Source organism: Streptomyces sp. NPDC042364 (assembly GCF_056437585.1).
In genome coordinates, this window is sequence record NZ_JBWKAJ010000001.1 from 337,214 (window position 1) to 361,705 (window position 24,492).

The following is a 24,492-nucleotide window of genomic DNA, read 5'->3' on the forward strand; positions in this document are numbered from 1 at the left end:
CGGTCGCCCCGTGACACGGCCCGGCACCCGCTCCGGTCGTCCGGGGCGGCTCGCCCCCGTCGCGCGCTGCCCGAAACAGCCCTCGCATCCACCGCGCCGCCGCCCGGCCACAGCCCATCCGGCCCCTCCCGGACGCCCTCTTCACCAGCCTGGCGCAACAGTCGTCCCCCACGACCGCCCACCCCCTCGGCGCTGCGGCAAGCCCCGGACACACATCTGCCCCCACCGGGCGAACCCGGTGGGGGCAGACGCCTGGGCCTCGGCCGGGCAGGCGCCTCAGTTGTTCTGGCCGGTCGGGGCCGACGATCGGCGCAGCGTCGGGCGGTGGGCCGCCAGTTCGGCTGTCAGGGCCGACCAGCGGGCCGACGCCGCCCAGGCCACACGGACGGTCGAACGAGGCAGGAAGAGCGCCCGGAAGCGGGCCCGGCGGCCGACCTGGGACCGTAGCCCGGCCGCCACCTGGTGCGCGTCCTTGGCGAGACCCGCCGGCACCTGAGGCTGCGGAGCGTAGAGCACCTGCTCCACGGCCGCCGCCAGCCGGTGCACCGCCGCCTCCGCCGGTGGTTCGAGCCGCCCCAGCCGCACGATCCGCGCCGCGGCCTTGCGTGGCGTCTGCGATTCGTCCGGCGCGATCCCGTGGTCCCACGCCGTGTCGGTCACCTCCTGCCAGACCGCCAGGGCATGAGCCGCGGCCTCGGCGGGCGTACGCCCGTGCGCGCCCAGCCGGACGGAGCGCATCCGCATCCGCCACAGCATCGGCAGCAGCGGAACAGCGAGCAGCGCGAGCGCCCCGGGGATGATCAGCAGGGTCCAGGGGGAGAAGAACACCAGCCCCCACACACCGCGCTCCTCGTCGTCGGAGCCGGGCACGGCCGCCGCGGACTCGGACGAGCAACCGCCCTCCAGACGCACCTGCTGCGCCGCGCAGCTCTCGCTCGCCGACGGCTCCGCGGACGGCAGGGAGGACGCCGACTCCGAAGGCCGGGGCACATCGGGCAGGCCGTTGTCACCGGATGCCTCGGGCTGGGTGTAGTCGGGAGTCGTCCCCCGGTTCGGGGTCGGCTCGAAACGGGTCCAGCCCACGCCCTCGAAGTACAGCTCGGGCCAGGCGTGCGCGTCGCGCAGCCCCACCGACATCGCGCCGTTCGCCTCCGGGGTGCCGGGAGTGAAGCCCACCGCCACCCGGGCCGGAATGCCCAGGGTGCGGGCCATGGAGGCCATCGCGAAGGAGAAGTGGACGCAGAAGCCCTCCTTCTCCCGCAGGAACCGGGCGATGGCCCGCGAGCCGGTCCCGCTCTGCACCTCGGTGTCGTAGGTGAACTCGCCGCTGAACGCGAACCAGTCCTGGAGCTTCACGGCCCGCTCGTAGTCGTTCGCCGAGCCCTCGGTGACCTCGCGAGCGGTCCGCGCCACCACCGGCGGCAGCGACGGCGGAACCTCGGTGTACTCCCGCTTCAGGGCCGGCGGCGGCTCGGACGCCGCGGCCAGCTGCTTGGCGGTGGGCCGTACGACCAGGCTCCTGACCGTGTACTGCGCACCCTTGGTGTCCTGGCCGTGGTCGCCGACGAGAGTGCGCCCCACCGGCTCGTACCGCCAGTCGCCGTCGATGTCCACGGACGTCACCGGATACGGCATCGGCAGCCAGTCCTGCGCGTAGTCCTTCGCCGCGGCTATCCGGGTCTCGATCTCCTTCCGCTTGACGTCGGGGCCCAGGCCGTTCGGCGTGCCGAAGTCGTCCGGGACCCCGGTGATGGACCGCTCGGTCGGCTTCCAGGAAGTGCCGTCGAAGTCGTCCAGGGAGACGATCCGCAGATACATCTCCTGGAGGTTGTCGGTGTTCGTGCGGTACGAGAGGACCTGGCGGTCCTGGTCGACGTTCAGGCTCTCGCTCAGCTGGACCAACGGGTTCACCGCGGCGATCGTGCCGCCGCCCCCGGAACCCGCGCCGATCCCGGCGCCCGCGCCGCCCAGCAGCCCGCCGTCGAGGGCGGGCAGCCCGAGCGGCACCACCAGCGCGACGCCCAGCGCGACCGCGCCGATCCGCCGCCCGGTGCGGACCGGGGCGACGGCACCGCCCCCGGTCTCCATCCCGGGACCGTGCGAGGTGCCGCCGAAGACCCGGCCCCACTGCGAGAGCCGGTCGCGGCTCTCGGCCAGCAGCAGCATCAGATAGCCGACCGAGGCGATCAGGAAGAAGAGCCACGCGGCACCGTCGGACAGCCCCGCCGCCACCGAGTAGAGCGCCAGCAGCGGCAGACCGGCCGGGGCGGCGCTGCGGAGCGTCACCGCGACCGCGTCGACCATGAGGCCGATCACCAGGACCCCACCGATCACCATCAGCTGGATGCCGTCGGTCAGCGGCGCAGGGATGGCGTACCGGCCGACGTCGTCGGCACCGGCCCGCAGGAGCGACGCCAGGTGCTGGAACGCCTCCGGGCCCGGGAACAGCCCCGCCACCGCCTGCCGCCTGGCGAAGACCAGGGTCAGCATCATCAGGGTGACCAGGGCCTGTGCCGCCACCGTCAGCGCCCGGGCCAGCGGCACCCGCCGGGCGAGCGCTCCCACCCCGCTCTGCACGGCCAGCATGACGGCCGCCTGGAGGATCCAGGTCGCCGGTTCCACCAGCGGCAGCAGGGCGCATGCCGCCATGACCGTGGCGGCCCAGGCGCACAGCGCCAGCCTCGCCCGACCGCTCATGACCGTCCCTCCGTCCCGATCCCGGACCCCAGGCCGGTGCGCTGCCGGTCCGCCTGGCGCCACAGGTCCGTCAGCGAGGCGCCGCGCGGCACGCCCAGCGCCGTCCAGCCCGCCTCGTGCAGCAGCCGCAGCGACTCCTCGCCGGCGCTCTCGCCGCCCGCGCCGGGCACCCCGCCCGGCTCACGGGTCCATGTGTCGCTGTCCAGCAGGAAGGCGATCGCCCCGCCGCTGCGCCGGCGCATCCTGCCGATCAGCCCCGCCTGCTCCTCGTCGAGGTCGCCGAGGAAGGCGACCAGCAGCCCCTCGTTGCCACCGCGCAGCACGTCGTACGCGGGGGAGAGGCTCGTGCCGTCGGAGTGGTCGATCACCGCGAGCGTGTCCATCATCAGTCCGGCCGCGTCGGCGGACTCCTGGCTGGAGCCCGCGAACCCGTCGGCCCCCTCGCCCGGCACCGAACTGCCGGTGTCCGTCAGCAGCCGTACGGAAAAGCCCCGCTCGAGCATGTGCACCAGCAGGGACGCGGCGCCCGAGACGGCCCACTCGAAGGCCGAGTCCGGGCCCGCGCCCAGATAGGCCACGGCCCGGGTGTCCAGCAGGACGGTGCAGCGGGCCCGCTGCGGCTGCTCCTCGCGGCGCACCATCAGTTCGCCGTAGCGCGCGGTGGAGCGCCAGTGCACCCGGCGCAGGTCGTCGCCGCGCCGGTAGCCGCGCGGGATCACGTCGTCCTCGCCGGCCAGCGCCAGTGAGCGCTGCCGGCCGTCCCCGTACCCCCTCGCCTCACCCGTCAGCCGCACCGGCGGCAGCGCCTCCACGCGCGGGATGACCGTCAGCGTGTCGAACGTCGAGAAGGACCGGGTCAGCTCGCACATGCCGAACGGGTCGGTCAGCCGCAGCTGGAGCGGCCCGAGGGGATAGCGGCCGCGCAGATCGGAGCGGACGCGGTACGACACCTCGCGGCGGCCGCCCGCCTCCACCCGGTCCAGGACGAACCGGGGACGCGGACCGAGCACGTACGGCACCCGGTCCTGCAGCATCAGCAGCCCGGTGGGCAGCCGCGAGACGTTGTCCATCCGGAGATGGACGCGGGCCTCGCTGCCGGCGGGCACCCGCGCGGGGGAGAGACGCCGGCTGCCCGCGACCCGGTACCGGGTGCGGTACAGCACGGTCGCGCAGACCAGCGGCAGTACGGCGAGCAGCAGACCGACCCGGAGCAGATCGCTCTGCCCGAGGACGTACGCGCATATCGCGGCCGCCACTCCGGCGGCGAAGAAGGAGCGCCCGCGTGTGGTGAGCCCGGCGAGAGCCGTGCGCAGCCCGCCCTTGTCCTGCTCCGGTGCGGGCGCGGGCCCCGCGGTGGTCATCCAAGCCTCCGCGGCGGCTGCTGCGGATACGCGGGCGCCGAGCGGACCGCGCCGAAGCCACCCTGGGGCGGCGCGGCCTGCGGCACGGGCGTGCGCTGCAGGATCTCCTGGACGACCTGCTCGGGCGTCCGGCGGTTGAGCTGGGCCTGGGCGGTGGGCAGCAGCCGGTGGGCGAGGACCGCCACCGCGAGCGACTGGACGTCGTCCGGCAGCGCGTACTCCCGGCCGCTCAGGGCGGCGGTCGCCTTCGCCGCGCGCAGCAGATGCAGCGTGGCGCGCGGCGAGGCGCCGAGTCGGAGGTCGGGGTGGGTGCGGGTGGCGCCGACCAGGTCCACCGCGTAGCGCCGTACCGTTTCCGCGACGTGCACACCGCGGACGGCCTCGATCAGCTTCACGATGTCATGGGCGTGGGCCACCGGCTGCATGTCCTCCAGCGGTGAGACGCCGCCGTGGACGTCGAGCATCTGGAGCTCTGCCTCCGGGCTGGGGTAGCCGACGGAGACCCGGGCCATGAAGCGGTCCCGCTGGGCCTCGGGGAGCGGGTAGGTGCCCTCCATCTCGACGGGGTTCTGCGTGGCCACCACCATGAAGGGGTGCGGCAGCTCGTACGTCTGTCCGTCGATCGTGACCTGGCGCTCCTCCAGGGACTCCAGCAGCGCGGACTGCGTCTTCGGCGACGCGCGGTTGATCTCGTCGCCGATCACGATCTGCGAGAAGATCGCGCCCGGCTTGAACTCGAACTCCTTGCGCTGCTGGTCCCAGATGGACACACCCGTGATGTCCGACGGCAGCAGGTCCGGCGTGAACTGGATACGCCGTACCGAACAGTCGATGGACCGCGCCAGTGCCTTGGCCAGCATGGTCTTGCCGACGCCGGGGACATCCTCGATCAGAAGATGTCCCTCGGCGAGCAGCACTGTCAGCGAAAGCCGTACGACCTCAGGCTTGCCCTCGATCACCGCCTCGACCGAACTGCGGACTCGCTCCACAGTGCTGGTCAGATCAGTGAGGCTCGCTCGATCGTCATAGGTCGTCACCCGGCCCTCCTCGGCCCGTTCTTTCTCCGGGCCGACGCTCTGCGATGCGGACCGGCCCACCCCGAAACACGGGCACCACGCGCACACAGTTCCGCGTGTTGCCACACTTGCATTCTTGCTGCCGTTACCGATTCGTGTCACTCGCCTGTGGATAACGGTCCACTATTTGTCAGGCTTGTACCGTTCTGCACACCAAAATGCCAGGAGATTGACAGGAACCCGAGGCGCCGGAAGACCGTACGGGGAGGGTGGGAAGGCGCGTGCCGGGGGGCCGGTCCGGCGCTGCTCAGGCCGGGCTGATCTCGCGCAGCAGACCCGTCTTCACATCGAAGACGAAGCCGCGCACATCGTCGGTGTGCAGCAGGAACGGGTTGGTCCGCACCCGCTGCATGGACTGCCGTACGTCCTGGTCCACGTCCCGGAAGGACTCCACCGCCCAGGCCGGGCGCTGGCCGACCTCCGCCTCCAACTCGGTGCGGAAGTCCTCGGTGAGGGCCTCCAGGCCGCAGCCGGTGTGGTGGATGAGGACGATGCTGCGAGTGCCCAGCTTGCGCTGGCTGATGGTGAGGGAGCGGATCACGTCGTCGGTGACCACACCGCCCGCGTTGCGGATGGTATGGCAGTCGCCCAGCTCGAGGCCGAGGGCGGCGTGCAGGTCGAGGCGGGCGTCCATGCAGGCCACGACGGCGACGTGCAGGACGGGGCGGGCGTCCATCCCGGGGTCGGTGAACGCGGCGGCGTACCGCCCGTTCGCCTCGACCAGCCGGTCGGTGACCGTGCCGCCGGTTATGGCGCCTTCGTTTTCCGTGGGAACTGATGCGGAGGTCGTCATAACCATGACGGTACTGGTCACGGGCGCCGATGGCGCTCTGTGAGAGAGGACAAAGAACGTCATTGAGGGTTGTTGTGAGGTAACCCACAGGGGTGGCGGGATTGCACCACTCCGGGTGATTTCCCGGCTTTCCGGGCTACGCTCCGGGAGTGGCGTCGCGACGCGCAGGCCGGTTGATTGACCGCGAGGAGCCGTGGACTAAAGTGACGCGGAGCGGGAGGTGAGGACCCCCTGCTGGACTGACATACCGAGAGATCCGGTGACTGCCCGGTTGTCTCCCCGCGTGCGCGGCGCGTACGTACGGCTCGGCCTCCTCCCGCTCCCGGCCGGCCGGCACTTCCGGCGCCGGCCGACCTCCCCTTCCCGAGCGGGCGGGGACCCGGCGGTGCGTACGGGCCCGCCGGACTTGAGAGGGCCCCTTGACCGAGAGCCGACACGTTCCCGTCATGCTCCAGCGGTGCCTGGACATGCTGGCCCCGGCCCTCACGGAGCCCGGTGCCGTCGTGGTCGACTGCACCCTCGGGCTCGGCGGCCACAGCGAGGCGCTCCTCACCCGGTTCCCCGAGGCCCGGCTCGTCGCCCTCGACCGCGACAAGGAGGCGCTGCGTCTGTCCGGGGAACGGCTCGCCCCCTTCGGTGACCGCGCCACCCTGGTGCACGCCGTCTACGACGAACTCCCCGACGTCCTCGCCCGCCTGGACGTCCCGCACGTCCAGGGCGTCCTCTTCGACCTCGGCGTCTCCTCCATGCAACTCGACGAGGCCGACCGCGGCTTCGCCTACGCCCAGGACGCCCCGCTCGACATGCGCATGGACCAGACGACCGGCATCAGCGCCGCAGAGGTCCTCAACACCTACCCGGCCGGCGAACTCGTCCGGATCCTCCGGGCGTACGGCGAGGAGAAGCAGGCCAAGCGGATCGTCTCCGCGATCGTGCGCGAGCGCGATAAGGAGCCCTTCACCAACAGCGCGCGCCTGGTCGAACTGATCCGCGACGCGCTGCCGCAGGCCGCCAAGCGCACCGGCGGCAACCCCGCCAAGCGCACCTTCCAGGCGCTGCGCATCGAGGTCAACGGCGAACTCACCGTGCTGGAACGGGCGATCCCCGCCGCCGTCAAGGCCCTCGCGGTCGGCGGCCGGATCGCCGTGCTGTCGTACCACTCGCTCGAAGACCGCCTCGTCAAGCAGGTGCTCGCGGCGGGCGCCACCTCCACCGCGCCCCCCGGACTCCCCGTCGTCCCCGAGCGCTACCAGCCCCGGCTCAAGCTCCTCACCCGTGGTGCCGAACTTCCCACCGAGGAGGAGGTCGCCGAGAACCGGCGTGCCGCCCCCGCGCGGCTGCGCGGCGCCGAGCGCATCCGGGAGGACGTCGAGTGAGGCGTACGGGGCGGCCGGAACGCGGTGCGTGAAGGGGGCGGTGGTGAGTCCGGAGACCGAACTCGCCGGCACCAGGAGTGAGTCCGAGAAGCGAACAGGCAGGGAGGGTGTGTGAGCAGGAAACCCGAACTGAGGGGCCGCGCCGCACGTCTCGCGCGGCTCCTGCCCGCCGGCTCCGGCCGGGCCGCCCGCACCCCGTTCGTCCTGCTTGTCGTCGCTCTCCTGGGCGGCGGCCTCATCGGCCTCCTCGTACTGAACTCCGCGCTGAGCGAAGGGTCGTTCCAGCTCGACGACCTCCAGGACGACGTGAAGAGCTACACCGACGAGGAACAGGCGCTCCAGCGGGACGTGGACGCCTACTCCGCCCCCGAGGCACTCCAGCGCCGCGCCCGCGAGCTGGGCATGGTGCCCGGCGGTGACCCGGCCTTCCTGGACCCCGACGGCCGCGTCAAGGGCGTCCCGAGCCCCGCCGCGCCGCAGTCACCGGCGAGCATGCCCCTGGTCCTCGCTCCCGAGGCACTCGCCGACGCGCCCTCCGCGGGCCCCGCCCCCCACCCGACCTCGACCTCCACTCCCACGCCCCCCGCGTCCCTCACGCCGTCGGGCTCCCCGGCGGCGCGGCCGTCCGCTGTGCCCCCCGGAGCCGCGCCCGCCCCCACCGGCCCGCCCGTGCGGTCCACGCCGCTCTCGACGAACCCCGGCAGGTGACGGAAGTGGCCGATTCAGGCAGGCAGCCACCCCGCCGCCGGGTACCCGGCCCCGCCCGGCCCGTGCGACCGGGCGGCCCGCAGCGCCGCCCCGGCCCCGGCGCCCGCCCCGCGGGGCAGCGCCGGCCGAGCACTCCCCGGCGGCCGGCACCGCGCACCATCCGCCTGGGCAACCCGCGCCCCCGGCTTCGCCTGGTGAGCCTCGCACTCACCCTGGTGATGATCGCCTTCGTCGTGCGGCTGCTCCAGGTACAGGCCGTCGACGCCGGCGAGTACGCGGCCAAGGCCGAGCGGAACCGCTACGTCGGCCGGGTCCTCGCCGCCGAGCGGGGCGGGATCACCGACCGCAACGGCGTCGCCCTGGCGATCAGCGCGGACGCCAACGACATCACCGCCGACCCCACGATGTTCACGAGGAAACAGCTCAAGGTCGGCGACGGGCCCGAGCAGGCGGCCGCGCTCCTCGCGCCGATCCTCGGCGCCGAACAGGAGACGATCGCCAGGAAGCTGCGCACCAAGGACACGCGGTACGTCCTCCTCGCCCGCCGCCAGACCCCCCAGGTCTGGAACCAGATCAGCGACCTGAAGACCGCGCTCGTCAAGAAGGCCAAGGACGACCCGGGCACCGTCAACGTGCTGGCCGGCGTCTTCCAGGAGCCCAGCAGCAAGCGTGTGTACCCCAACGGCGACCTCGCCGCCGGGATACTGGGCTGGGTCAACGCCGAGGGCAAGGGCGGCGGCGGTATCGAGCAGCAGCTCGACAGCAAGCTGTCCGGCAAGGACGGCAAGATCCGCTACGCCCAGTCCGGCGGCCGCCTCGTGCCCACCGCGGGCTCCGCCGAGACCCCCGCCATCGCCGGCTCCGACGTCGAGCTGACCATCGACCGCGACATCCAGTGGGCCGCGCAGAGCGCCATCACCGAGCAGGTGAAGAAGTCCAAGGCGGACCGCGGCTACGTGATAGTGCAGGACACCCGCACCGGCGAGATCCTCGCCATGGCCAACTCGCCGGGCTTCGACCCCAACGACCTCACCAGGGCGAACCCGGACGCCCTGGGGAACGCCGCCCTCCAGGACGCCTACGAGCCCGGCTCCACCGCCAAGGTGATGTCGATGGCCGCCGTACTGGAGGAGAACGTCGCCACCCCCGGGACACACGTCACCGTGCCCAACCGGCTGCACCGCGGCGACCGCCTCTTCAAGGACGACATCGACCACCCGACCTGGTACCTCACGCTCAACGGCGTGCTCGCCAAGTCCAGCAACATCGGCACGATCCTCGCCACCGGCGAACTCGGCGGGAACCAGCGGGAGTCCAACCGGATCCTCTACTCCTACCTGCGCAAGTTCGGCATCGGCAGCTACACCGGGCTCGGCTTCCCCGGCGAGACCAAGGGCATCCTCGCCGCGCCCCGCGACTGGTCGACGTCGCAGCAGTACACGATCCCTTTCGGCCAGGGCGTCTCCATAAACGCCATGCAGGCGACCTCCGTCTACTCGACGATCGCCAACGGCGGCGTACGCGTGGAGCCCACCGTCGTCCGGGGCACCAGGGGACCGGACGGCCGCTTCACCCCCGCTCCGAAGCCGAAGAAGACGCGGGTCGTGAGCGAGAAGACGGCGAAGACCCTGGCCAGGATGCTGGAGTCCGTCGTGGACGACGAGGAGGGCACCGGCACCAAGGCGCGCATCCCCGGTTACCGGGTCGCGGGCAAGACGGGCACGGCGAACCGCGTGGATCCGGCCACCGGCAGGTACCGCGGCTACACCTCGTCGTTCGCCGGGTTCGCGCCCGCGGACAAGCCGCGGATCACCGTGTACTGCGCCATCCAGAACGCCACCAAGGGCAACTACTTCGGCGGCCAGATCTGCGGCCCCATCTACAAGGAGGTCATGGAGTTCGCCCTGAAGACACTCCAGGTCCCGCCGACCGGCGCCGGGCCCGCGAACCTGCCCGTCAGCTTCAAGCCCTGACCCGCCGCCCGGGCGGCCCCGTCCCTCCTGACCCCTCCCTGATCCACCCGCTGATCAGCGCAACCAGCCAGGAACGCACTCGTGACCATGATCACTCCCGACCCCGGGAACCACGCATCCGCACCTCCCTCGCACAAACCCTCGCTTCGCTCCGGCGGGGGTGCGCCCGGTACGCTCACCGCCGTGCCACACGCTGATCAGTCCCAAACCACCCAGAAGGGCGTTTCCGTGACATACCCCGGACCGCCCAGGCCGGCCCAGGTCTCCGCCACACCCCTCGCGGAACTCGCCGGACAGCTGGGTGCCGCACAGCCGGAGAACCCGGGAGGGCCGGACAGCGCCGCCGGGGTCACGGGCATCACCCATGACTCCCGCGCCGTCCGCCCCGGTGACCTGTACGCCGCCCTGCCGGGCGCCCGGCTGCACGGCGCCGACTTCGTGAACCAGGCGGCCGGCCTCGGCGCCGTCGCCGTCCTGACCGACCCGAGCGGGGCCGAGCGCGCCGCCGCCACCGGTCTCCCGGTCCTCGTGGTCGACGACCCGCGCGGACGGATGGGCGAACTGGCGGCCACCATCTACGGCCGACCCGGCCGCGACCTGCTCCAGATCGGCATCACCGGAACCTCCGGCAAGACCACCACCGCCTACCTGGTCGAGGGCGGCCTGAGGACGGTCCGCTCCACCGGGCTCATCGGCACGGTCGAGATGCGCATCGGCGACGAGCGCATCAAGTCCGAACGCACCACCCCCGAGGCCACGGACCTCCAGGCCCTCTTCGCCGTCATGCGAGAACGCGGCGTGGACGCGGTCGTCATGGAGGTGTCCAGCCACGCCCTGGTCCTCGGCCGGGTCGACGGCTGCGTCTTCGACGTGGCGGTGTTCAACAACCTCAGCCCGGAGCACATGGAGTTCCACTCCGGCATGGAGGACTACTTCCAGGCCAAGGCGAGCCTGTTCACGCCGGAGCGCAGCAGGCTCGGCGTCGTCAACCTCGACGACGAGTACGGTCGCCGGCTCACCAAGGAGGCGACCGTCCCGGTCGTCACGTTCTCCGCCGAGGGCCACCCCGACGCCGACTGGCGTGCCGTGGACGTCGAGGTCGGCCCGCTGGACTCGACGTTCACCGTGATCGGCCCCAAGGACGAGCGGATCACCGCCAGGTCGCCGCTGCCGGGGCCGTTCAACGTGGCCAACACCCTCGCCGCGATCGTCGCCCTGGCCGTCGCCGGGATCGACCCGCAGACCGCCGCCGACGGCGTCGCCGCCGTGCCGGGTGTGCCGGGCCGCCTGGAGCGCGTGGACGCCGGGCAGCCCTACCTCGCGGTCGTCGACTACGCCCACAAGACGGACGCGGTCGAGTCCGTGCTCAAGGCGCTGCGCAAGGTCACCGAGGGCAGGCTGCACGTGGTGCTCGGCTGCGGCGGAGACCGGGACCGGACCAAGCGCGCGCCGATGGGCGCCGCCGTCGCCCGGTTCGCCGACACGGCCGTACTGACCTCCGACAACCCCCGCTCCGAGGACCCCCTCGCGATCCTCGCCACCATGCTCGAGGGCGCGGCCTCCGTCCCGGTCCACGAGCGCGGCGAGGTCCTCCTCTTCGAGGACCGGGCCGCCGCGATCGCCGCGGCCGTCGCCCGCGCGAAACCCGGCGACACCGTGCTGGTCGCGGGCAAGGGCCACGAGCAGGGCCAGGACATCGCCGGTGTGGTACGTCCCTTCGACGACCGCCAGGTGCTCCGCGAAGCTATCCAGCAGACCCAGGGATGAACTTGTGATCGCCCTCTCTCTCGCCGAGATCGCAGAAGTCGTCGGCGGGCAGACGCACGACATACCGGATCCGTCGGTCAAGGTCACCGGACCCGTCGTCCGGGACTCCCGTGAGGTGGAGCCCGGCAGCCTCTTCGTCGCCTTCGCGGGCGAGCGCGTGGACGGCCACGACTTCGCGGCCGCCGTCGTCGAGGCGGGCGCGGCAGCGGTGCTGGCGTCCCGCCCCGTCGGCGTGCCCGCGATCGTCGTGGCCGACGTCCAGGCGGCGCTCGGCGCCCTCGCCCGCCATGTGGTGCGCGAACTCGGCACCACCCTCGTCGCCCTCACCGGATCCGCGGGCAAGACCAGCACCAAGGACCTGATCGCCCAGGTGCTCCGGCGCAAGGCGCCGACGGTGTTCACGCCCGGCTCGCTCAACAACGAGATCGGGCTGCCCCTCACCGCGCTCAGCGCCACCGAGGAGACCCGTTTCCTCGTCCTGGAGATGGGCGCCCGCGGCATCGGCCACATCCGCTACCTCACCGGTCTCACCCCGCCCAAGGTCGGCCTCGTGCTCAACGTCGGCACCGCCCACATCGGTGAGTTCGGCGGCCGGGAGCAGATCGCACAGGCCAAGGGCGAGCTGGTCGAGGCCCTGCCGCCGGCGAGCGAGGGCGGCGCGGCGATCCTCAACGCCGACGACCCCCTGGTCCGCGCCATGGCCTCCCGTACGAAGGCCAAGGTGCTGCTCTTCGGCGAGTCCGGCGAAGCGGACGTACGGGCGGAGAACGTACGGCTCACGGACGCGGGACAGCCCTCCTTCCGCCTTCACACACCCTCCGGTGCAAGTGATGTGACCATGCGCCTGTACGGTGAGCATCACGTGTCGAACGCGCTCGCCGCGGCCGCCGTCGCCCATGAGCTGGGCATGTCCGCGGAAGAGATCGCCACCGCGCTCTCCGAGGCGGGCTCCCTCTCCCGCTGGCGGATGGAGGTCACCGAGCGCCCGGACGGCGTGACGGTCGTCAACGACGCCTACAACGCGAACCCCGAGTCCATGCGGGCCGCTCTGCGCGCGCTGGCAGCGATGGGCAAGGGGCGGCGGACCTGGGCGGTGCTCGGCAAGATGGCCGAGCTCGGGGACGAATCGCTCGCCGAGCACGACGCGGTCGGACGGCTCGCCGTCCGGCTCAATGTCGGCAAGCTCGTCGCCGTCGGGGGCAGGGAGGCCTCCTGGCTGCAACTGGGCGCATACAACGAGGGTTCGTGGGGTGAGGAGTCGGTGCACGTGTCCGACGCACAGGCGGCGGTCGACCTGTTGCGCAGTCAGTTGCGCCCGGGGGACGTCGTACTCGTGAAGGCGTCCCGGTCGGTCGGGCTCGAGAGTGTGGCGCAGGCGCTGCTCGACGGCGGCAACGAGGGTGAGGTTGCCGCGCGATGATGAAGCAGATCCTGTTCGCAGGAGTCATCGGTCTCTTCCTGACCCTGGTCGGCACCCCGCTGCTGATCAAGCTGCTGGCCCGCAAGGGCTACGGCCAGTACATCCGGGACGACGGCCCGCGCGAGCACGCCAGCAAGCGCGGTACGCCGACCATGGGTGGTATCGCCTTCATCCTCGCGACGATCGCCGCGTACTTCCTGGCCAAGGTCATCACGGGTCAGCCGCCGACCTTCTCCGGTCTGCTGGTGCTCGGCCTGATGGGCGGCATGGGCCTCGTCGGCTTCCTCGACGACTACATCAAGATCGTCAAGCGGCGCTCGCTGGGTCTGCGCGCCAAGGCGAAGATGGCCGGCCAGCTGATCGTCGGCATCGCCTTCGCGGTGCTCGCGCTGCAGTTCCCGGACGCCCGCGACCAGACGCCGGCCTCCACCAAGCTCTCCTTCGTGCAGGACTTCGGCTGGTCCATCGGCCCGGTGCTGTTCGTGATCTGGGCGCTGTTCATGATCCTCGCGATGTCGAACGGCGTGAACCTCACCGACGGTCTCGACGGCCTCGCCACCGGCGCCTCGGTGCTCGTCTTCGGCGCGTACACCTTCATCGGCGTCTGGCAGTTCCAGGAGTCCTGCGCCAACACGCAGACCCTGACCAACCCGGAAGCCTGCTACGAGGTACGCGATCCCCTCGACCTCGCGATCGTCGCCTCCGCGCTGATGGGCGCCTGCCTCGGCTTCCTGTGGTGGAACACCTCGCCCGCGAAGATCTTCATGGGTGACACCGGTTCGCTGGCCCTCGGCGGCGCCCTCGCCGGTCTCGCGATCTGCTCCCGCACCGAGCTGCTCCTCGCGCTCCTCGGCGGTCTGTTCGTCCTCATCACCATGTCGGTCGTCATCCAGGTCGGCTCGTTCAAGCTGACCGGCAAGCGGGTCTTCCGCATGGCACCGCTGCAGCACCACTTCGAACTCAAGGGCTGGTCCGAGGTCCTCGTCGTGGTCCGCTTCTGGATCATCCAGGGCATCTGCGTGATCGTCGGACTGGGCCTCTTCTACGCGGGATGGGCGGCCGACAAGTGACCGACTGGCAGGGCAAGCACGTCACCGTCGCCGGGCTCGGCGTCTCAGGCATCCCGGCGGCCAAGGTCCTGCACGGCCTCGGCGCCGCCGTCACGGTCGTCAACGACGGCGACGACGAACGCGCCCGGGCCCAGGCCGCCGACCTGGAGGCGCTCGGCATCACCGTGCGCCTCGGTGACGGTGCCACCCTGCCGGAGGGCACCGACCTCGTCGTCACCGCGCCCGGCTGGAAGCCCGACAAGCCGCTGTTCGCCGCCGCCCGCGAGGCCGGCGTGGAGATCTGGGGCGACGTCGAGCTGGCCTGGCGCCTGCGCGGTCCCGACGCGGCGCCCTGGCTGGCCGTCACTGGCACCAACGGCAAGACCACGACCGTCCAGATGCTCGCCTCGATCCTGAAGGCCGCGGGGCTGCGGACGGCCGCCGTCGGCAACATCGGGGTCTCGCTGCTGGACGTCGTCCTCGGCGAGGAGCAGTACGACGTACTGGCCGTGGAGCTGTCCAGCTACCAGCTTCACTGGGCGCCCTCCCTGCGCGCCCACTCCGCCGCCGTCCTGAACCTCGCCCCCGACCACCTCGACTGGCACGGCTCCATGGAGGCGTACGCCAAGGACAAGGGCCGCGTCTACGAGGGCAACCGGGTCGCCTGCGTCTACAACGTGGATGCCACCGACAAACCGTCCACCGAGGACCTGGTGCGCGAGGCGGACGTCGAAGAGGGCTGCCGGGCCGTCGGGTTCACGCTCGGGACCCCGGGCCCGTCCCAACTCGGCGTCGTGGACGGCATCCTGGTCGACCGCGCCTTCGTCGAGAACCGGCAGAAGAACGCCCAGGAACTCGCCGAGGTCTCCGACATCGACCCGCCGGCCCCGCACAACATCGCCAACGCCCTCGCCGCGGCCGCCCTCGCCCGCGCCTTCGGCGTGCCCGCCGAGGCCGTACGGGACGGCCTGCGGGCCTTCACCCCGGACGCGCACCGCATCGCGCACGTGGCCGACGTGGACGGCGTCACGTACATCGACGACTCCAAGGCCACCAACACCCACGCCGCGCAGGCCTCCTTGGCGGCCTACGAGTCGATCGTGTGGATCGCGGGCGGACTCGCCAAGGGCGCCACCTTCGACGAACTCGTCGCCGGGGCGGCGAAGCGGCTCAGGGGTGCCGTACTGATCGGCGCGGACCGCGCGCTGATCCGCGAAGCGCTGGCGCGACACGCCCCGGAAGTGCCGGTCGTGGACCTCGACCGGACAGACACTGGGGCGATGCTCGCGGCGGTCCGCGAGGCACGGGCGCTCGCACAGGCGGGCGACACGGTGCTGCTGGCACCGGCCTGCGCGTCGATGGACATGTTCGTCAACTACAACAGGCGCGGGGACGCGTTCGCGGAGGCAGTGCGCGAACTCGCCGCCGCGGACGGCTGACCGGCCCGCCCGTGCCTGGCGGGTGAGCTGGGCGAACCTGGGAGGGAACACGTGACACGGATGTGTTCGGTGCGCCGCGGGGAGGGCGCGCCCGATGCCCGGTAGCCGCACCGGGCGCCCTCCCGTCCAGCGCCTCACCCGCCGGCCGCCCGTCCCCCGCCCGTCCCGCGAGAACCCCGTACGACGTCTCCACACACGGGCACGGCGGGCCTGGGACCGTCCGCTCACCGCGTACTACCTGATCCTCGGCGGCAGCCTGCTGATCACCGTGCTCGGCCTGGTGATGGTCTACTCGGCCTCGCAGATCACGGCGTTGCAGAAGTCGCTGCCGGGGACCTTCTTCTTCCGCAAGCAGTTCCTCGCGGCCTCGATCGGCGGCCTTCTGCTGCTCGCGGCCTCACGCATGCCCGTGAAGCTGCACCGGGCGCTCGCGTACCCGATCCTCGCCGGCTGTGTCTTCCTGATGGCCCTGGTGCAGGTGATAGGGCAGTCGATCAACGGCAACCAGAACTGGATCGCCGTCGGCGGCTCCTTCCAGATCCAGCCCAGCGAGTTCGGCAAGCTGGCGCTGGTGCTGTGGGGAGCCGATCTGCTCGCCCGCAAGGAGGACAAGCGGCTGCTGACCCAGTGGAAGCACATGCTGGTGCCGCTGGTGCCGGTGGCGTTCACGCTCCTCGGACTGATCATGCTCGGTGGCGACATGGGCACCGCGATCATCCTCACGGCCATCCTGTTCGGCCTGCTGTGGCTGGCCGGGGCGCCGACCAGGCTGTTCGTGGGCGTGCTGTCCGTGGCCGGGCTGATCGGTTTCGTCCTGATCAGGACCAGTGAGAACCGTATGGCCCGGCTCGCCTGCATCGGTGCCACGGAACCGGGGCAGGGGGACACCTGCTGGCAGGCCGTGCACGGCATCTACGCCCTCGCCTCGGGCGGGATCTTCGGCTCGGGGCTCGGTGCCAGTGTGGAAAAATGGGGCCAACTCCCGGAAGCGCACACCGACTTCATCTTCGCCGTCACCGGTGAGGAACTGGGCCTCGCGGGGACGCTGTCGGTGCTCGCCCTCTTCGCGGCTCTAGGCTATGCGGGTATCCGCGTGGCCGGACGCACGGAGGACCCCTTCGTCAGGTATGCCGCGGGAGGCGTGACCACCTGGATCACCGCTCAGGCGGTGATCAACATCGGTGCGGTGCTCGGTCTGCTGCCGATCGCCGGAGTCCCGCTCCCGCTGTTCTCCTACGGGGGTTCCGCCCTGCTGCCGACCATGTTCGCCATCGGGCTGCTGATCGCCTTCGCACGCGACGAGCCCGCTGCGCGGGCGGCGCTTGCGATGCGGCAACCCCGCTTTGGTAGAAAGCGGGGCGGCGGCCCTTCGGGGCGGCCCGGGAGATGGAACACGATGCGACGGCGTGCCTGAGCGGCACGTACGTCCGGAGAGCGGTGAATTTCGGTGCATGTCGTCCTCGCCGGTGGCGGAACCGCCGGTCACATCGAGCCCGCGCTCGCCCTCGCGGACGCCCTGCGCAGGCAGGACCCGACCGTGGGCATCACGGCCCTGGGCACGGAGCGCGGCCTTGAGACACGCCTCGTCCCCGAGCGCGGCTACGAACTCGCGCTGATCCCCGCCGTGCCCCTGCCACGCAAGCCCACCCCTGAGCTGATCACCGTGCCCGGCCGGCTGCGGGGCACGATCAAGGCGACCGAGCAGATCCTGGAGCGGACCAAGGCGGACTGCGTCGTCGGCTTCGGCGGCTACGTCGCCCTCCCCGGCTACCTGGCCGCCAAGCGCCTCGGGGTGCCGATCGTCGTCCACGAGGCCAACGCCCGCCCCGGCCTCGCCAACAAGATCGGCTCCCGGTACGCCGCCCAGGTGGCCGTCTCCACCCCGGACAGCAAGCTGCGCGACGCCCGGTACATCGGCATCCCGCTGCGCCGCTCCATCGCCACCCTCGACCGTGCCGCGGCGCGCCCCGAGGCCCGCGCTCTGTTCGGCCTCGACCCGAACCTGCCGACGCTGCTGGTCTCCGGCGGCTCGCAGGGCGCCCGCCGCCTCAACGAGGTCGTCCAGCAGGTCGCCCCCTACCTCCAGCAGGCCGGGATCCAGATCCTGCACGCGGTCGGCCCGAAGAACGAACTGCCGCAGGTGCACCAGATGCCGGGAATGCCCCCGTACATCCCGGTACCTTACGTGGACCGGATGGACCTCGCGTACGCCGCTGCCGACATGATGCTCTGCCGCGCGGGTGCCATGACCGTGGCCGAGCTCTCCGCCGTCGGGCTCCCCGCCGCCTACGTCCCGCTGCCGATCGGCAACGGCGAACAGCGACTGAACGCCCAGCCGGTGGTCAAGGCGGGCGGCGGACTGCTGGTCGACGACGCGGAGCTGACCCCCCAGTGGGTCCAGCAGAACGTCCTGCCCGTGCTCGCCGACCCGCACCGGCTGTACGAGATGTCCCGCGCCGCCAGCGAGTTCGGCCGCCGGGACGCCGACGACCTGCTCGTCGGAATGGTGTACGAGGCGATCGCGTCGCGCCGCTAGGGGCGCGACAGAAGGCAGGGGAGCGTGGCCGGACCGACCACCGCCGAACGCGGCGCGGACGACGATCGGGGATCCGGCCCGCTTCCACGGCGCCGACCGCGGCTGCCGGGGCCCCGGACGCTGATCGCCGTCGCGGTCGCCCTGGTGCTGCTCGGCGGCGCCTCGCTCTGGGCCCTGTACGGCTCGTCGTGGCTGCGGGCCGAGCGGGTGTCCGTGTCGGGCACCCGGGTGCTGACCGAGACGCAGGTGCGGGACGCCGCCGAGGTGCCCCTCGGGGATCCGCTGATTTCCGTGGACACCGGCGCGATCGAGTCGCGATTGCTGGATGAATTGCCCCGAATCGACTCGGTTGAGGTCATTCGTTCCTGGCCCCATGGAATCGGGCTGAAAGTCACCGAACGTACTCCGGTTTTGATTGTCGAAGCCGCCGGAAATTCGGGCAAGTACGTCGAAGTGGACGCGAAGGGCGTTCGCTTCGCCACCGTTTCGCGTGCTCCGAAGGGTGTTCCCGTCCTGGAATTGGAGTTGTCCGGCCCGGGGGCCTCGGCGGCCAGTCTGCGGCGATTCGGCGAGGACCGGCTCGTGCGCGAGGCGGTGCGGGTCGCGGGTGACATTCCGGCCGCGATCGCGCCCCGCACCCGGGTGGTCAGGGTGCGCTCCTACGACTCCATCTCGTTGGAGCTGAGCGGGGGCCGTACCGTCGCCTGGGGGAGCGCGGAGAAGGGGCGCGCGAAGGCCCGTGCGCTCAGTGCCCTGATGGAAGCCGCCCCCGGCGCGGGGTACTTCGACGTGAGTGTTCCCACGGCCCCTGCGTCAGCAGGGAGTTGACGCGCATCCGTGCAGGCCAGCACCCTGGTTGGGCACCGCTACGGCTGATCACATAGGGTGAAAAGAAAAACGGGAGGTTCGGCGTGTTCGTTGAACGGGCGCCACTTGTCGACTTAGTGTCCTGTTCGGAAGAGTCCAAGGAACAGACACACTGGTAACCCTAAACTTCAGCGTTAGGGTTCGGGTCGGCGTTCGGACCGTCCCACTTCGGCATCAGTCGTCGGATCGCGGGTACCCCGCGAGGCGGCGACACGTAACTCGAGGCGAGAGGCCTTCGACGTGGCAGCACCGCAGAACTACCTCGCAGTCATCAAAGTCATCGGTGTCGGCGGCGGTGGTGTCAATGCCATCAACCGGATGATCGAGGTCGGTCTCAAGGGCGTCGAGTTCATCGCCATCAACACCGACGCGCAAGCTCTGTTGATGAGCGACGCCGACGTCAAGCTCGACGTCGGCCGCGAACTCACCCGCGGACTCGGCGCCGGCGCCAACCCGGCGGTCGGCCGCAAGGCCGCCGAGGACCACCGTGAGGAGATCGAGGAGGTCCTCAAGGGGGCCGACATGGTCTTCGTGACGGCCGGCGAGGGCGGCGGCACCGGTACCGGCGGCGCGCCCGTCGTGGCCAACATCGCCCGCTCGCTGGGTGCCCTCACCATCGGCGTGGTCACCCGCCCCTTCACCTTCGAGGGCCGCCGCCGCGCCAACCAGGCCGAGGACGGCATCGCCGAGCTCCGTGAAGAGGTCGACACCCTCATCGTCATCCCGAACGACCGGCTGCTGTCCATCTCGGACCGCCAGGTCTCGGTGCTCGACGCCTTCAAGTCGGCCGACCAGGTCCTGCTCTCCGGTGTCCAGGGCATCACCGACCTCATCACCACGCCGGGTCTGATCAACCTCGACTTCGCGGACGTCAAGTCCGTCATGTCCGAGGCCGGCTCCGCCCTCATGGGCATCGGCTCGGCCCGCGGCGACGACCGCGCGGTGGCCGCCGCCGAGATGGCGATCTCCTCGCCGCTGCTGGAGGCCTCCATCGACGGGGCCCGCGGTGTGCTGCTCTCCATCTCCGGTGGCTCCGACCTCGGTCTCTTCGAGATCAACGAGGCCGCTCAGCTGGTCAGCGAGGCCGCCCACCCCGAGGCCAACATCATCTTCGGCGCGGTCATCGACGACGCCCTCGGCGACGAGGTCCGCGTCACGGTCATCGCGGCCGGTTTCGACGGCGGCCAGCCCCCGGCCAAGCGGGACAACATCCTCGGCTCGACGTCGGCCAAGCGTGACGAGCCCGCGCCGGTGCGGGCCCCCGAGACCCGTCCGTCCTTCGGCTCGCTCGGCAGCGTCAAGCCGAAGGAGGAGCCGGTGCCCGCCGCCCCGGAGCCGGTGAGCGAGGTGCCCGTCGCCCCGCCGGTCCCGCCGTCCCGGTCCTACACGGACAGCGCGGCGGAGGAGCTGGACGTACCGGACTTCCTCAAGTGATAGGACAGCGCGAGAGCGTGAGCGGCGCGCACTTCGCCTTCACCGACAGGTGGGGCGGGGTGAGCGCCGCTCCGTATGAGGAGCTCAACCTCGGCGGGGCGGTCGGCGACGACGCCGACGCCGTGACGACCAACCGGGAGCTGGCCGCGAAGTCGCTGGGCCTGGAGCCGGAGCGGGTCGTCTGGATGAACCAGGTGCACGGCGCGGACGTGGCGGTGGTCGACGGACCATGGGGCTCCGCCGCCGACATCCCCTCCGTCGACGCGATCGTCACCACCGGGCGCGGTCTCGCGCTCGCGGTGCTCACCGCCGACTGTGTGCCCGTGCTGCTGGCCGACCCCGTCGCCGGGGTCGCGGCCGCCGCCCACGCGGGTCGGCCCGGGATGGTCGCCGGTGTCGTCCCCGCCGCTGTCAAGGCCATGATCGAACTCGGCGCCGAGCCCGCACGGATCGTCGCCCGCACCGGCCCCACCGTCTGCGGCCGCTGCTACGAAGTGCGCGAAGCGATGCGCGCCGACGTGGCCGCCGTGGAGCCGACGGCGTACGCCGAGACCAGTTGGGGCACGCCCTCCGTGGATGTGAGCGCCGGAGTGCACTCCCAGCTGGAGCGACTGGGGGTGCACGACCGGGAGCAGTCGCCGGTGTGCACGCTGGAGTCGCGCGACCACTTCTCGTACCGACGCGACCGCACCACGGGGCGACTCGCGGGATATGTCTGGCTGGACTGAGGGGCATGACCGACCGTAAGGCACAACTCGCCGCGAACCTGGCGAAGGTGGAGGACCGCATCGCGGCGGCGTGCGCGGCCGCGGGGCGCAAGCGCGAAGAGGTGACCCTGATCGTGGTCACCAAGACGTATCCCGCGAGCGATGTGCGGATCCTGTCGGAACTCGGTGTGCGTCATGTCGCCGAGAACAAGGACCAGGACGCGGCGCCCAAGGCGGCCGAGTGCTCGGATCTGTCCCTTGTGTGGCACTTCGTTGGGCAACTGCAGACCAACAAGGTCCGTTCTGTGGTGCGTTATGCGGATCTCGTGCAGTCCGTCGACCGTTCCCGGCTCGTCACTTCGCTGTCGAGGGAAGCGGTCCGGGCCGGGCGCGAGGTGGGGTGCCTCATCCAGGTCGCCCTCGACGCGGACGAGAGCGGCCGGGGGTCGCGCGGTGGTGTCGGGCCGGACGGACTCGAAGACTTGGCCGACCTGGTGGCGGACTCCCCGGGCCTCCGGCTCGATGGTCTGATGACCGTAGCGCCGCTCACCGGGGACTACGCGGGGCGTCCGCGCGCGGCCTTCGAGCGGTTGATGGATTTGTCGACCGACCTGCGCCGCGCCCATCCGGCTGCGAACATGGTCTCCGCAGGGATGAGTGCGGACCTCGAGGAGGCCGTGGCGGCGGGGGCGACACATGTGCGCGTCGGCACTGCGGTACTCGGAGTCCGTCCCGCGCTCGGGTAACGTCGCCAAGAAGTCGGACCACAGCAGAAAATATGGTCATTCCGTCGAAGGGCGGCGCAACGACCTCGTGGATCGCGGGCACTTGGGAAGTCGTCAGTCGATCCACCACAGAGCGGAGGACTCAGAGCATGGCCGGCGCGATGCGCAAGATGGCGGTCTACCTCGGCCTCGTGGAGGACGATGGGTACGACGGCAGGGGATTCGACCCCGATGACGACTTCGAGCCCGAGCTCGACCCGGAGCCCGAGCGGGACCACCGGCGCCATGAGCCGGTGCATCAGTCACACCAGTCACATCAACCCCAAAGGGATGAATCGGTGCGAGTGGTGCAGCCCCCGGCGCAGCGTGAGCCGGTGGCGCACGCCACTTCGCTACCCGCGGAATCGGTGCGACCCGCCCGGATCGCGCCCGTGGCATCCATCACACAAGACCGTTCCAGTCTGGAGAAGAACGCACCGGTGATCATGCCCAAGGTCGTGTCCGAACGGGAGCCTTATCGGATCACGACGTTGCACCCGCGGACCTACAACGAGGCCCGTACCATCGGGGAACACTTCCGTGAGGGCACCCCGGTGATCATGAATCTGACTGAGATGGACGACACAGATGCGAAGCGACTTGTCGACTTTGCGGCCGGTTTGGTGTTTGGTCTTCACGGCAGCATCGAGCGGGTGACGCAGAAGGTGTTCCTGTTGTCGCCTGCTAACGTCGATGTCACGGCGGAGGACAAGGCCCGCATCGCAGAGGGCGGGTTCTTCAACCAGAGCTGAGACGCACCACCGGAAACAGCAGTACAGGCAGCACGGAATGGGGAGAGGGAAACACCGGACATGAGCGTGGTCTTGACGATCCTCTACATCGCGCTGACGGTGTTCTTCATCGTGCTGATCTTCCGGTTGGTCATGGACTACGTCTTCCAGTTCGCCCGCTCATGGCAACCCGGCAAGGCGATGGTGGTCGTTCTGGAGGCCACCTACACTGTCACTGATCCACCGCTCAAGCTTCTGCGGCGGTTCATTCCGCCGCTGCGTCTCGGGGGCGTGGCGCTCGACCTGTCCTTCTTCGTGCTGATGATCATCGTTTTTATCCTGCGCACGGTGGTGGCCGGCGGGATGGGAACGGTGTGAGAGATGCGGTCTTGCCGAATGCCGACGACTACGTTGAGGTGAAGAGATGCCGTTGACCCCCGAGGACGTGCGGAACAAGCAGTTCACGACCGTCCGCCTCCGAGAAGGCTATGACGAGGACGAGGTCGATGCCTTCCTCGATGAGGTCGAAGCCGAACTGACGCGCCTGCTTCGTGAGAACGAGGACCTGCGTGCCAAGCTCGCCGCGGCCACGCGCGCTGCTGCCCAGAATCAGCAGAACATGCGCAAGCCTCCCGAGCCGCAGGACCAGCAGCAGGGCGGTATGCAGCAGGGCGGTATGCAGCAGGGTGGCATGCAGCAGCAGGGCATGCGAGGTCCTGGTGCTCCCGTACCCGCTGGGATATCGGGCCCGCCGCAGCAGATGGGGGGCCCCATGGGTGGCCCGCCCCAGCTGCCGAGCGGTGCCCCGCAGCTGCCCGCCGGCCCTGGTGGCCAGGGGCAGCAGGGTCCCGGACCGATGGGTCAGGGGCCGATGGGCCAGGGCCCGATGGGTCAGGGTCCCATGGGTCAGCCCCAGATGGGGCAGGGCCCGATGGGCGGCCAGCCGCCCATGCAGCAGCAGATGGGTGGCCCGATGGGCGGACCCATGGGTGGTCCGATGGGCGGACCCGGTCAGGGCCCGGGCGGCGACAGCGCCGCGCGTGTGCTCTCGCTGGCCCAGCAGACCGCCGACCAGGCGATCGCCGAGGCCCGTTCCGAGGCCAACAAGATCGTCGGCGAGGCCCGTAGCCGCGCCGAGGGTCTGGAGCGGGACGCCCGTGCCAAGGCCGACGCCCTGGAGCGGGACGCGCAGGAGAAGCACCGCGTCGCGATGGGCTCCCTGGAGTCCGCCCGCGCCACGCTGGAGCGCAAGGTCGAGGACCTGCGCGGCTTCGAGCGCGAGTACCGCACGCGTCTGAAGTCCTACCTGGAGTCGCAGCTGCGTCAGCTGGAGACCCAGGCGGACGACTCGCTGGCCCCGCCGCGCACCCCGGCGACCGCGTCGCTGCCGCCGTCCCCGGCGCCGTCCATGGCCCCGGCCGGTGCGAGCGCGCCGTCGTACGGCGGGCAGGGCATGGGTGGCGCCCCGGCGCCGGCCGCGCCCTCCTACGGCGGCCAGCAGCAGATGTCCCCGGCCATGACCCAGCCGATGGCTCCGGTCCGGCCGCAGGGTCCGTCCCCGATGGGGCAGGCTCCCTCGCCGATGCGCGGGTTCCTCATCGACGAGGACGACAACTGAGAAACACCGGTACGCCGTAGGCGTCGGCAGCGTTCAGGGCGGGGCCCCGGATCTCTTCGGTCCGGGGCCCCGCCCTTGTGCTACGCGTGTTCGGGGTCTTCGGGGTCTTCGGATTCTTTCGGGTGGTTGTTCGGGTGTGGGGTGGATGTCCTACGGACACCACGCCGAAGGCCCGG

General features: G+C 71.2%; 20 protein-coding genes. 16 read left to right on the forward strand and 4 right to left on the reverse strand.

The features are described from left to right. Positions 1-276: 276 nt before the first annotated feature. The 4 genes from AC067N_RS01425 to AC067N_RS01440 all read right to left on the reverse strand — a co-directional run bounded on the left by AC067N_RS01425 (position 277) and on the right by AC067N_RS01440 (position 5,927). Positions 277-2,697: a transglutaminase TgpA family protein gene (locus tag AC067N_RS01425; RefSeq protein WP_478676823.1), complete on the reverse strand. Its 2,421-nt coding sequence runs from the start codon at positions 2,695-2,697 to the stop codon at positions 277-279. After that, on the reverse strand, positions 2,694-4,058 hold the full coding sequence (locus tag AC067N_RS01430; protein ID WP_478676824.1) for a DUF58 domain-containing protein: 1,365 nt from the start codon (positions 4,056-4,058) through the stop codon (positions 2,694-2,696). The genes AC067N_RS01425 and AC067N_RS01430 overlap by 4 nt, the downstream gene beginning before the upstream one ends. Then, the gene (locus AC067N_RS01435) at positions 4,055-5,095 is read right to left on the reverse strand and encodes an AAA family ATPase (RefSeq protein ID WP_478676825.1); all 1,041 of its coding nucleotides are present in this window, start codon (positions 5,093-5,095) and stop codon (positions 4,055-4,057) included. The genes AC067N_RS01430 and AC067N_RS01435 overlap by 4 nt, the downstream gene beginning before the upstream one ends. Positions 5,096-5,381: 286 nt before the next feature. Next, positions 5,382-5,927, reverse strand: coding sequence for a beta-class carbonic anhydrase (locus AC067N_RS01440; RefSeq protein ID WP_478676826.1), 546 nt, complete (start codon positions 5,925-5,927; stop codon positions 5,382-5,384). A 419-nt stretch (positions 5,928-6,346) separates the two neighbouring features. Between AC067N_RS01440 and rsmH the strand changes: the two genes are divergently transcribed. The 16 genes from rsmH (at position 6,347) to AC067N_RS01520 (ending at position 24,316) form a co-directional block, all read left to right on the forward strand. Beyond that, on the forward strand, positions 6,347-7,303 hold the full coding sequence (gene rsmH, locus AC067N_RS01445) for a 16S rRNA (cytosine(1402)-N(4))-methyltransferase RsmH (RefSeq protein ID WP_478676827.1): 957 nt from the start codon (positions 6,347-6,349) through the stop codon (positions 7,301-7,303). Positions 7,304-7,414: 111 nt separating this feature from the next. Further along, complete coding sequence (gene ftsL, locus AC067N_RS01450) at positions 7,415-8,011, forward strand: cell division protein FtsL (protein WP_478676828.1); 597 nt, start codon at positions 7,415-7,417, stop codon at positions 8,009-8,011. Next, positions 8,008-9,984, forward strand: a complete 1,977-nt coding sequence (locus AC067N_RS01455; RefSeq protein WP_478676829.1) for a peptidoglycan D,D-transpeptidase FtsI family protein — start codon at positions 8,008-8,010, stop codon at positions 9,982-9,984. The genes ftsL and AC067N_RS01455 overlap by 4 nt, the downstream gene beginning before the upstream one ends. An 81-nt stretch (positions 9,985-10,065) precedes the next feature. Further along, positions 10,066-11,751 (forward strand): UDP-N-acetylmuramoyl-L-alanyl-D-glutamate--2,6-diaminopimelate ligase, encoded by a 1,686-nt coding sequence (locus tag AC067N_RS01460; RefSeq protein WP_478676830.1) that lies wholly within the window; start codon positions 10,066-10,068, stop codon positions 11,749-11,751. Positions 11,752-11,755: 4 nt separating this feature from the next. Then, entirely contained in the window at positions 11,756-13,171 is a 1,416-nt protein-coding gene (locus tag AC067N_RS01465) for a UDP-N-acetylmuramoyl-tripeptide--D-alanyl-D-alanine ligase (protein ID WP_478676831.1), read from the forward strand. Beyond that, positions 13,168-14,241 carry a phospho-N-acetylmuramoyl-pentapeptide-transferase gene (gene mraY, locus AC067N_RS01470; RefSeq protein ID WP_478676832.1) on the forward strand — a complete coding sequence of 358 codons (1,074 nt, stop codon included), beginning with the start codon at positions 13,168-13,170 and terminating at the stop codon, positions 14,239-14,241. Before AC067N_RS01465 ends, mraY begins: the two co-directional genes overlap by 4 nt. After that, positions 14,223-15,659, forward strand: coding sequence for a UDP-N-acetylmuramoyl-L-alanine--D-glutamate ligase (gene murD / locus AC067N_RS01475; protein WP_478676833.1), 1,437 nt, complete (start codon positions 14,223-14,225; stop codon positions 15,657-15,659). Before mraY ends, murD begins: the two co-directional genes overlap by 19 nt. A gap of 94 nt (positions 15,660-15,753) precedes the next feature. Beyond that, the gene (gene ftsW / locus AC067N_RS01480) at positions 15,754-17,073 is read left to right on the forward strand and encodes a putative lipid II flippase FtsW (protein ID WP_478676834.1); all 1,320 of its coding nucleotides are present in this window, start codon (positions 15,754-15,756) and stop codon (positions 17,071-17,073) included. Between the two features lie 33 nt (positions 17,074-17,106). Continuing rightward, positions 17,107-18,195: an undecaprenyldiphospho-muramoylpentapeptide beta-N-acetylglucosaminyltransferase gene (gene murG / locus AC067N_RS01485; protein WP_468072813.1), complete on the forward strand. Its 1,089-nt coding sequence runs from the start codon at positions 17,107-17,109 to the stop codon at positions 18,193-18,195. Positions 18,196-18,219: 24 nt separating this feature from the next. Then, entirely contained in the window at positions 18,220-19,023 is an 804-nt protein-coding gene (locus tag AC067N_RS01490) for a cell division protein FtsQ/DivIB (protein ID WP_478676835.1), read from the forward strand. A gap of 279 nt (positions 19,024-19,302) precedes the next feature. Then, positions 19,303-20,496, forward strand: coding sequence for a cell division protein FtsZ (gene ftsZ, locus AC067N_RS01495; RefSeq protein WP_478676836.1), 1,194 nt, complete (start codon positions 19,303-19,305; stop codon positions 20,494-20,496). After that, on the forward strand, positions 20,493-21,224 hold the full coding sequence (gene pgeF, locus AC067N_RS01500; protein WP_478676837.1) for a peptidoglycan editing factor PgeF: 732 nt from the start codon (positions 20,493-20,495) through the stop codon (positions 21,222-21,224). Before ftsZ ends, pgeF begins: the two co-directional genes overlap by 4 nt. A 5-nt stretch (positions 21,225-21,229) precedes the next feature. Next, positions 21,230-21,949, forward strand: coding sequence for a YggS family pyridoxal phosphate-dependent enzyme (locus tag AC067N_RS01505; RefSeq protein WP_478676838.1), 720 nt, complete (start codon positions 21,230-21,232; stop codon positions 21,947-21,949). Between the two features lie 128 nt (positions 21,950-22,077). Then, a complete protein-coding gene (locus tag AC067N_RS01510; RefSeq protein ID WP_123544041.1) occupies positions 22,078-22,719 on the forward strand; it encodes a cell division protein SepF in 642 nt (213 codons plus the stop codon). Between the two features lie 60 nt (positions 22,720-22,779). Further along, positions 22,780-23,076, forward strand: coding sequence for a YggT family protein (locus tag AC067N_RS01515; protein ID WP_099968917.1), 297 nt, complete (start codon positions 22,780-22,782; stop codon positions 23,074-23,076). Positions 23,077-23,122: 46 nt separating this feature from the next. After that, positions 23,123-24,316 (forward strand): DivIVA domain-containing protein, encoded by a 1,194-nt coding sequence (locus AC067N_RS01520; protein ID WP_468095942.1) that lies wholly within the window; start codon positions 23,123-23,125, stop codon positions 24,314-24,316. Positions 24,317-24,492 lie beyond the last annotated feature (176 nt).

Excerpts from the sequence above, each read along its gene's own strand:
- murD (WP_478676833.1), top strand. The coding sequence starts at position 14,223 with ATGGGCGGCCGACAAGTGACCGACTGGCAGGGCAAGCACGTCACCGTC.
- AC067N_RS01440 (WP_478676826.1), bottom strand. The coding sequence starts at position 5,927 with ATGACGACCTCCGCATCAGTTCCCACGGAAAACGAAGGCGCCATAACC.
- AC067N_RS01430 (WP_478676824.1), bottom strand. The coding sequence starts at position 4,058 with ATGACCACCGCGGGGCCCGCGCCCGCACCGGAGCAGGACAAGGGCGGG.
- AC067N_RS01520 (WP_468095942.1), top strand. The coding sequence starts at position 23,123 with ATGCCGTTGACCCCCGAGGACGTGCGGAACAAGCAGTTCACGACCGTC.
- mraY (WP_478676832.1), top strand. The coding sequence starts at position 13,168 with ATGATGAAGCAGATCCTGTTCGCAGGAGTCATCGGTCTCTTCCTGACC.
- ftsW (WP_478676834.1), top strand. The coding sequence starts at position 15,754 with ATGCCCGGTAGCCGCACCGGGCGCCCTCCCGTCCAGCGCCTCACCCGC.
- AC067N_RS01515 (WP_099968917.1), top strand. The coding sequence starts at position 22,780 with ATGAGCGTGGTCTTGACGATCCTCTACATCGCGCTGACGGTGTTCTTC.
- AC067N_RS01510 (WP_123544041.1), top strand. The coding sequence starts at position 22,078 with ATGGCCGGCGCGATGCGCAAGATGGCGGTCTACCTCGGCCTCGTGGAG.
- AC067N_RS01505 (WP_478676838.1), top strand. The coding sequence starts at position 21,230 with ATGACCGACCGTAAGGCACAACTCGCCGCGAACCTGGCGAAGGTGGAG.
- AC067N_RS01425 (WP_478676823.1), bottom strand. The coding sequence starts at position 2,697 with ATGAGCGGTCGGGCGAGGCTGGCGCTGTGCGCCTGGGCCGCCACGGTC.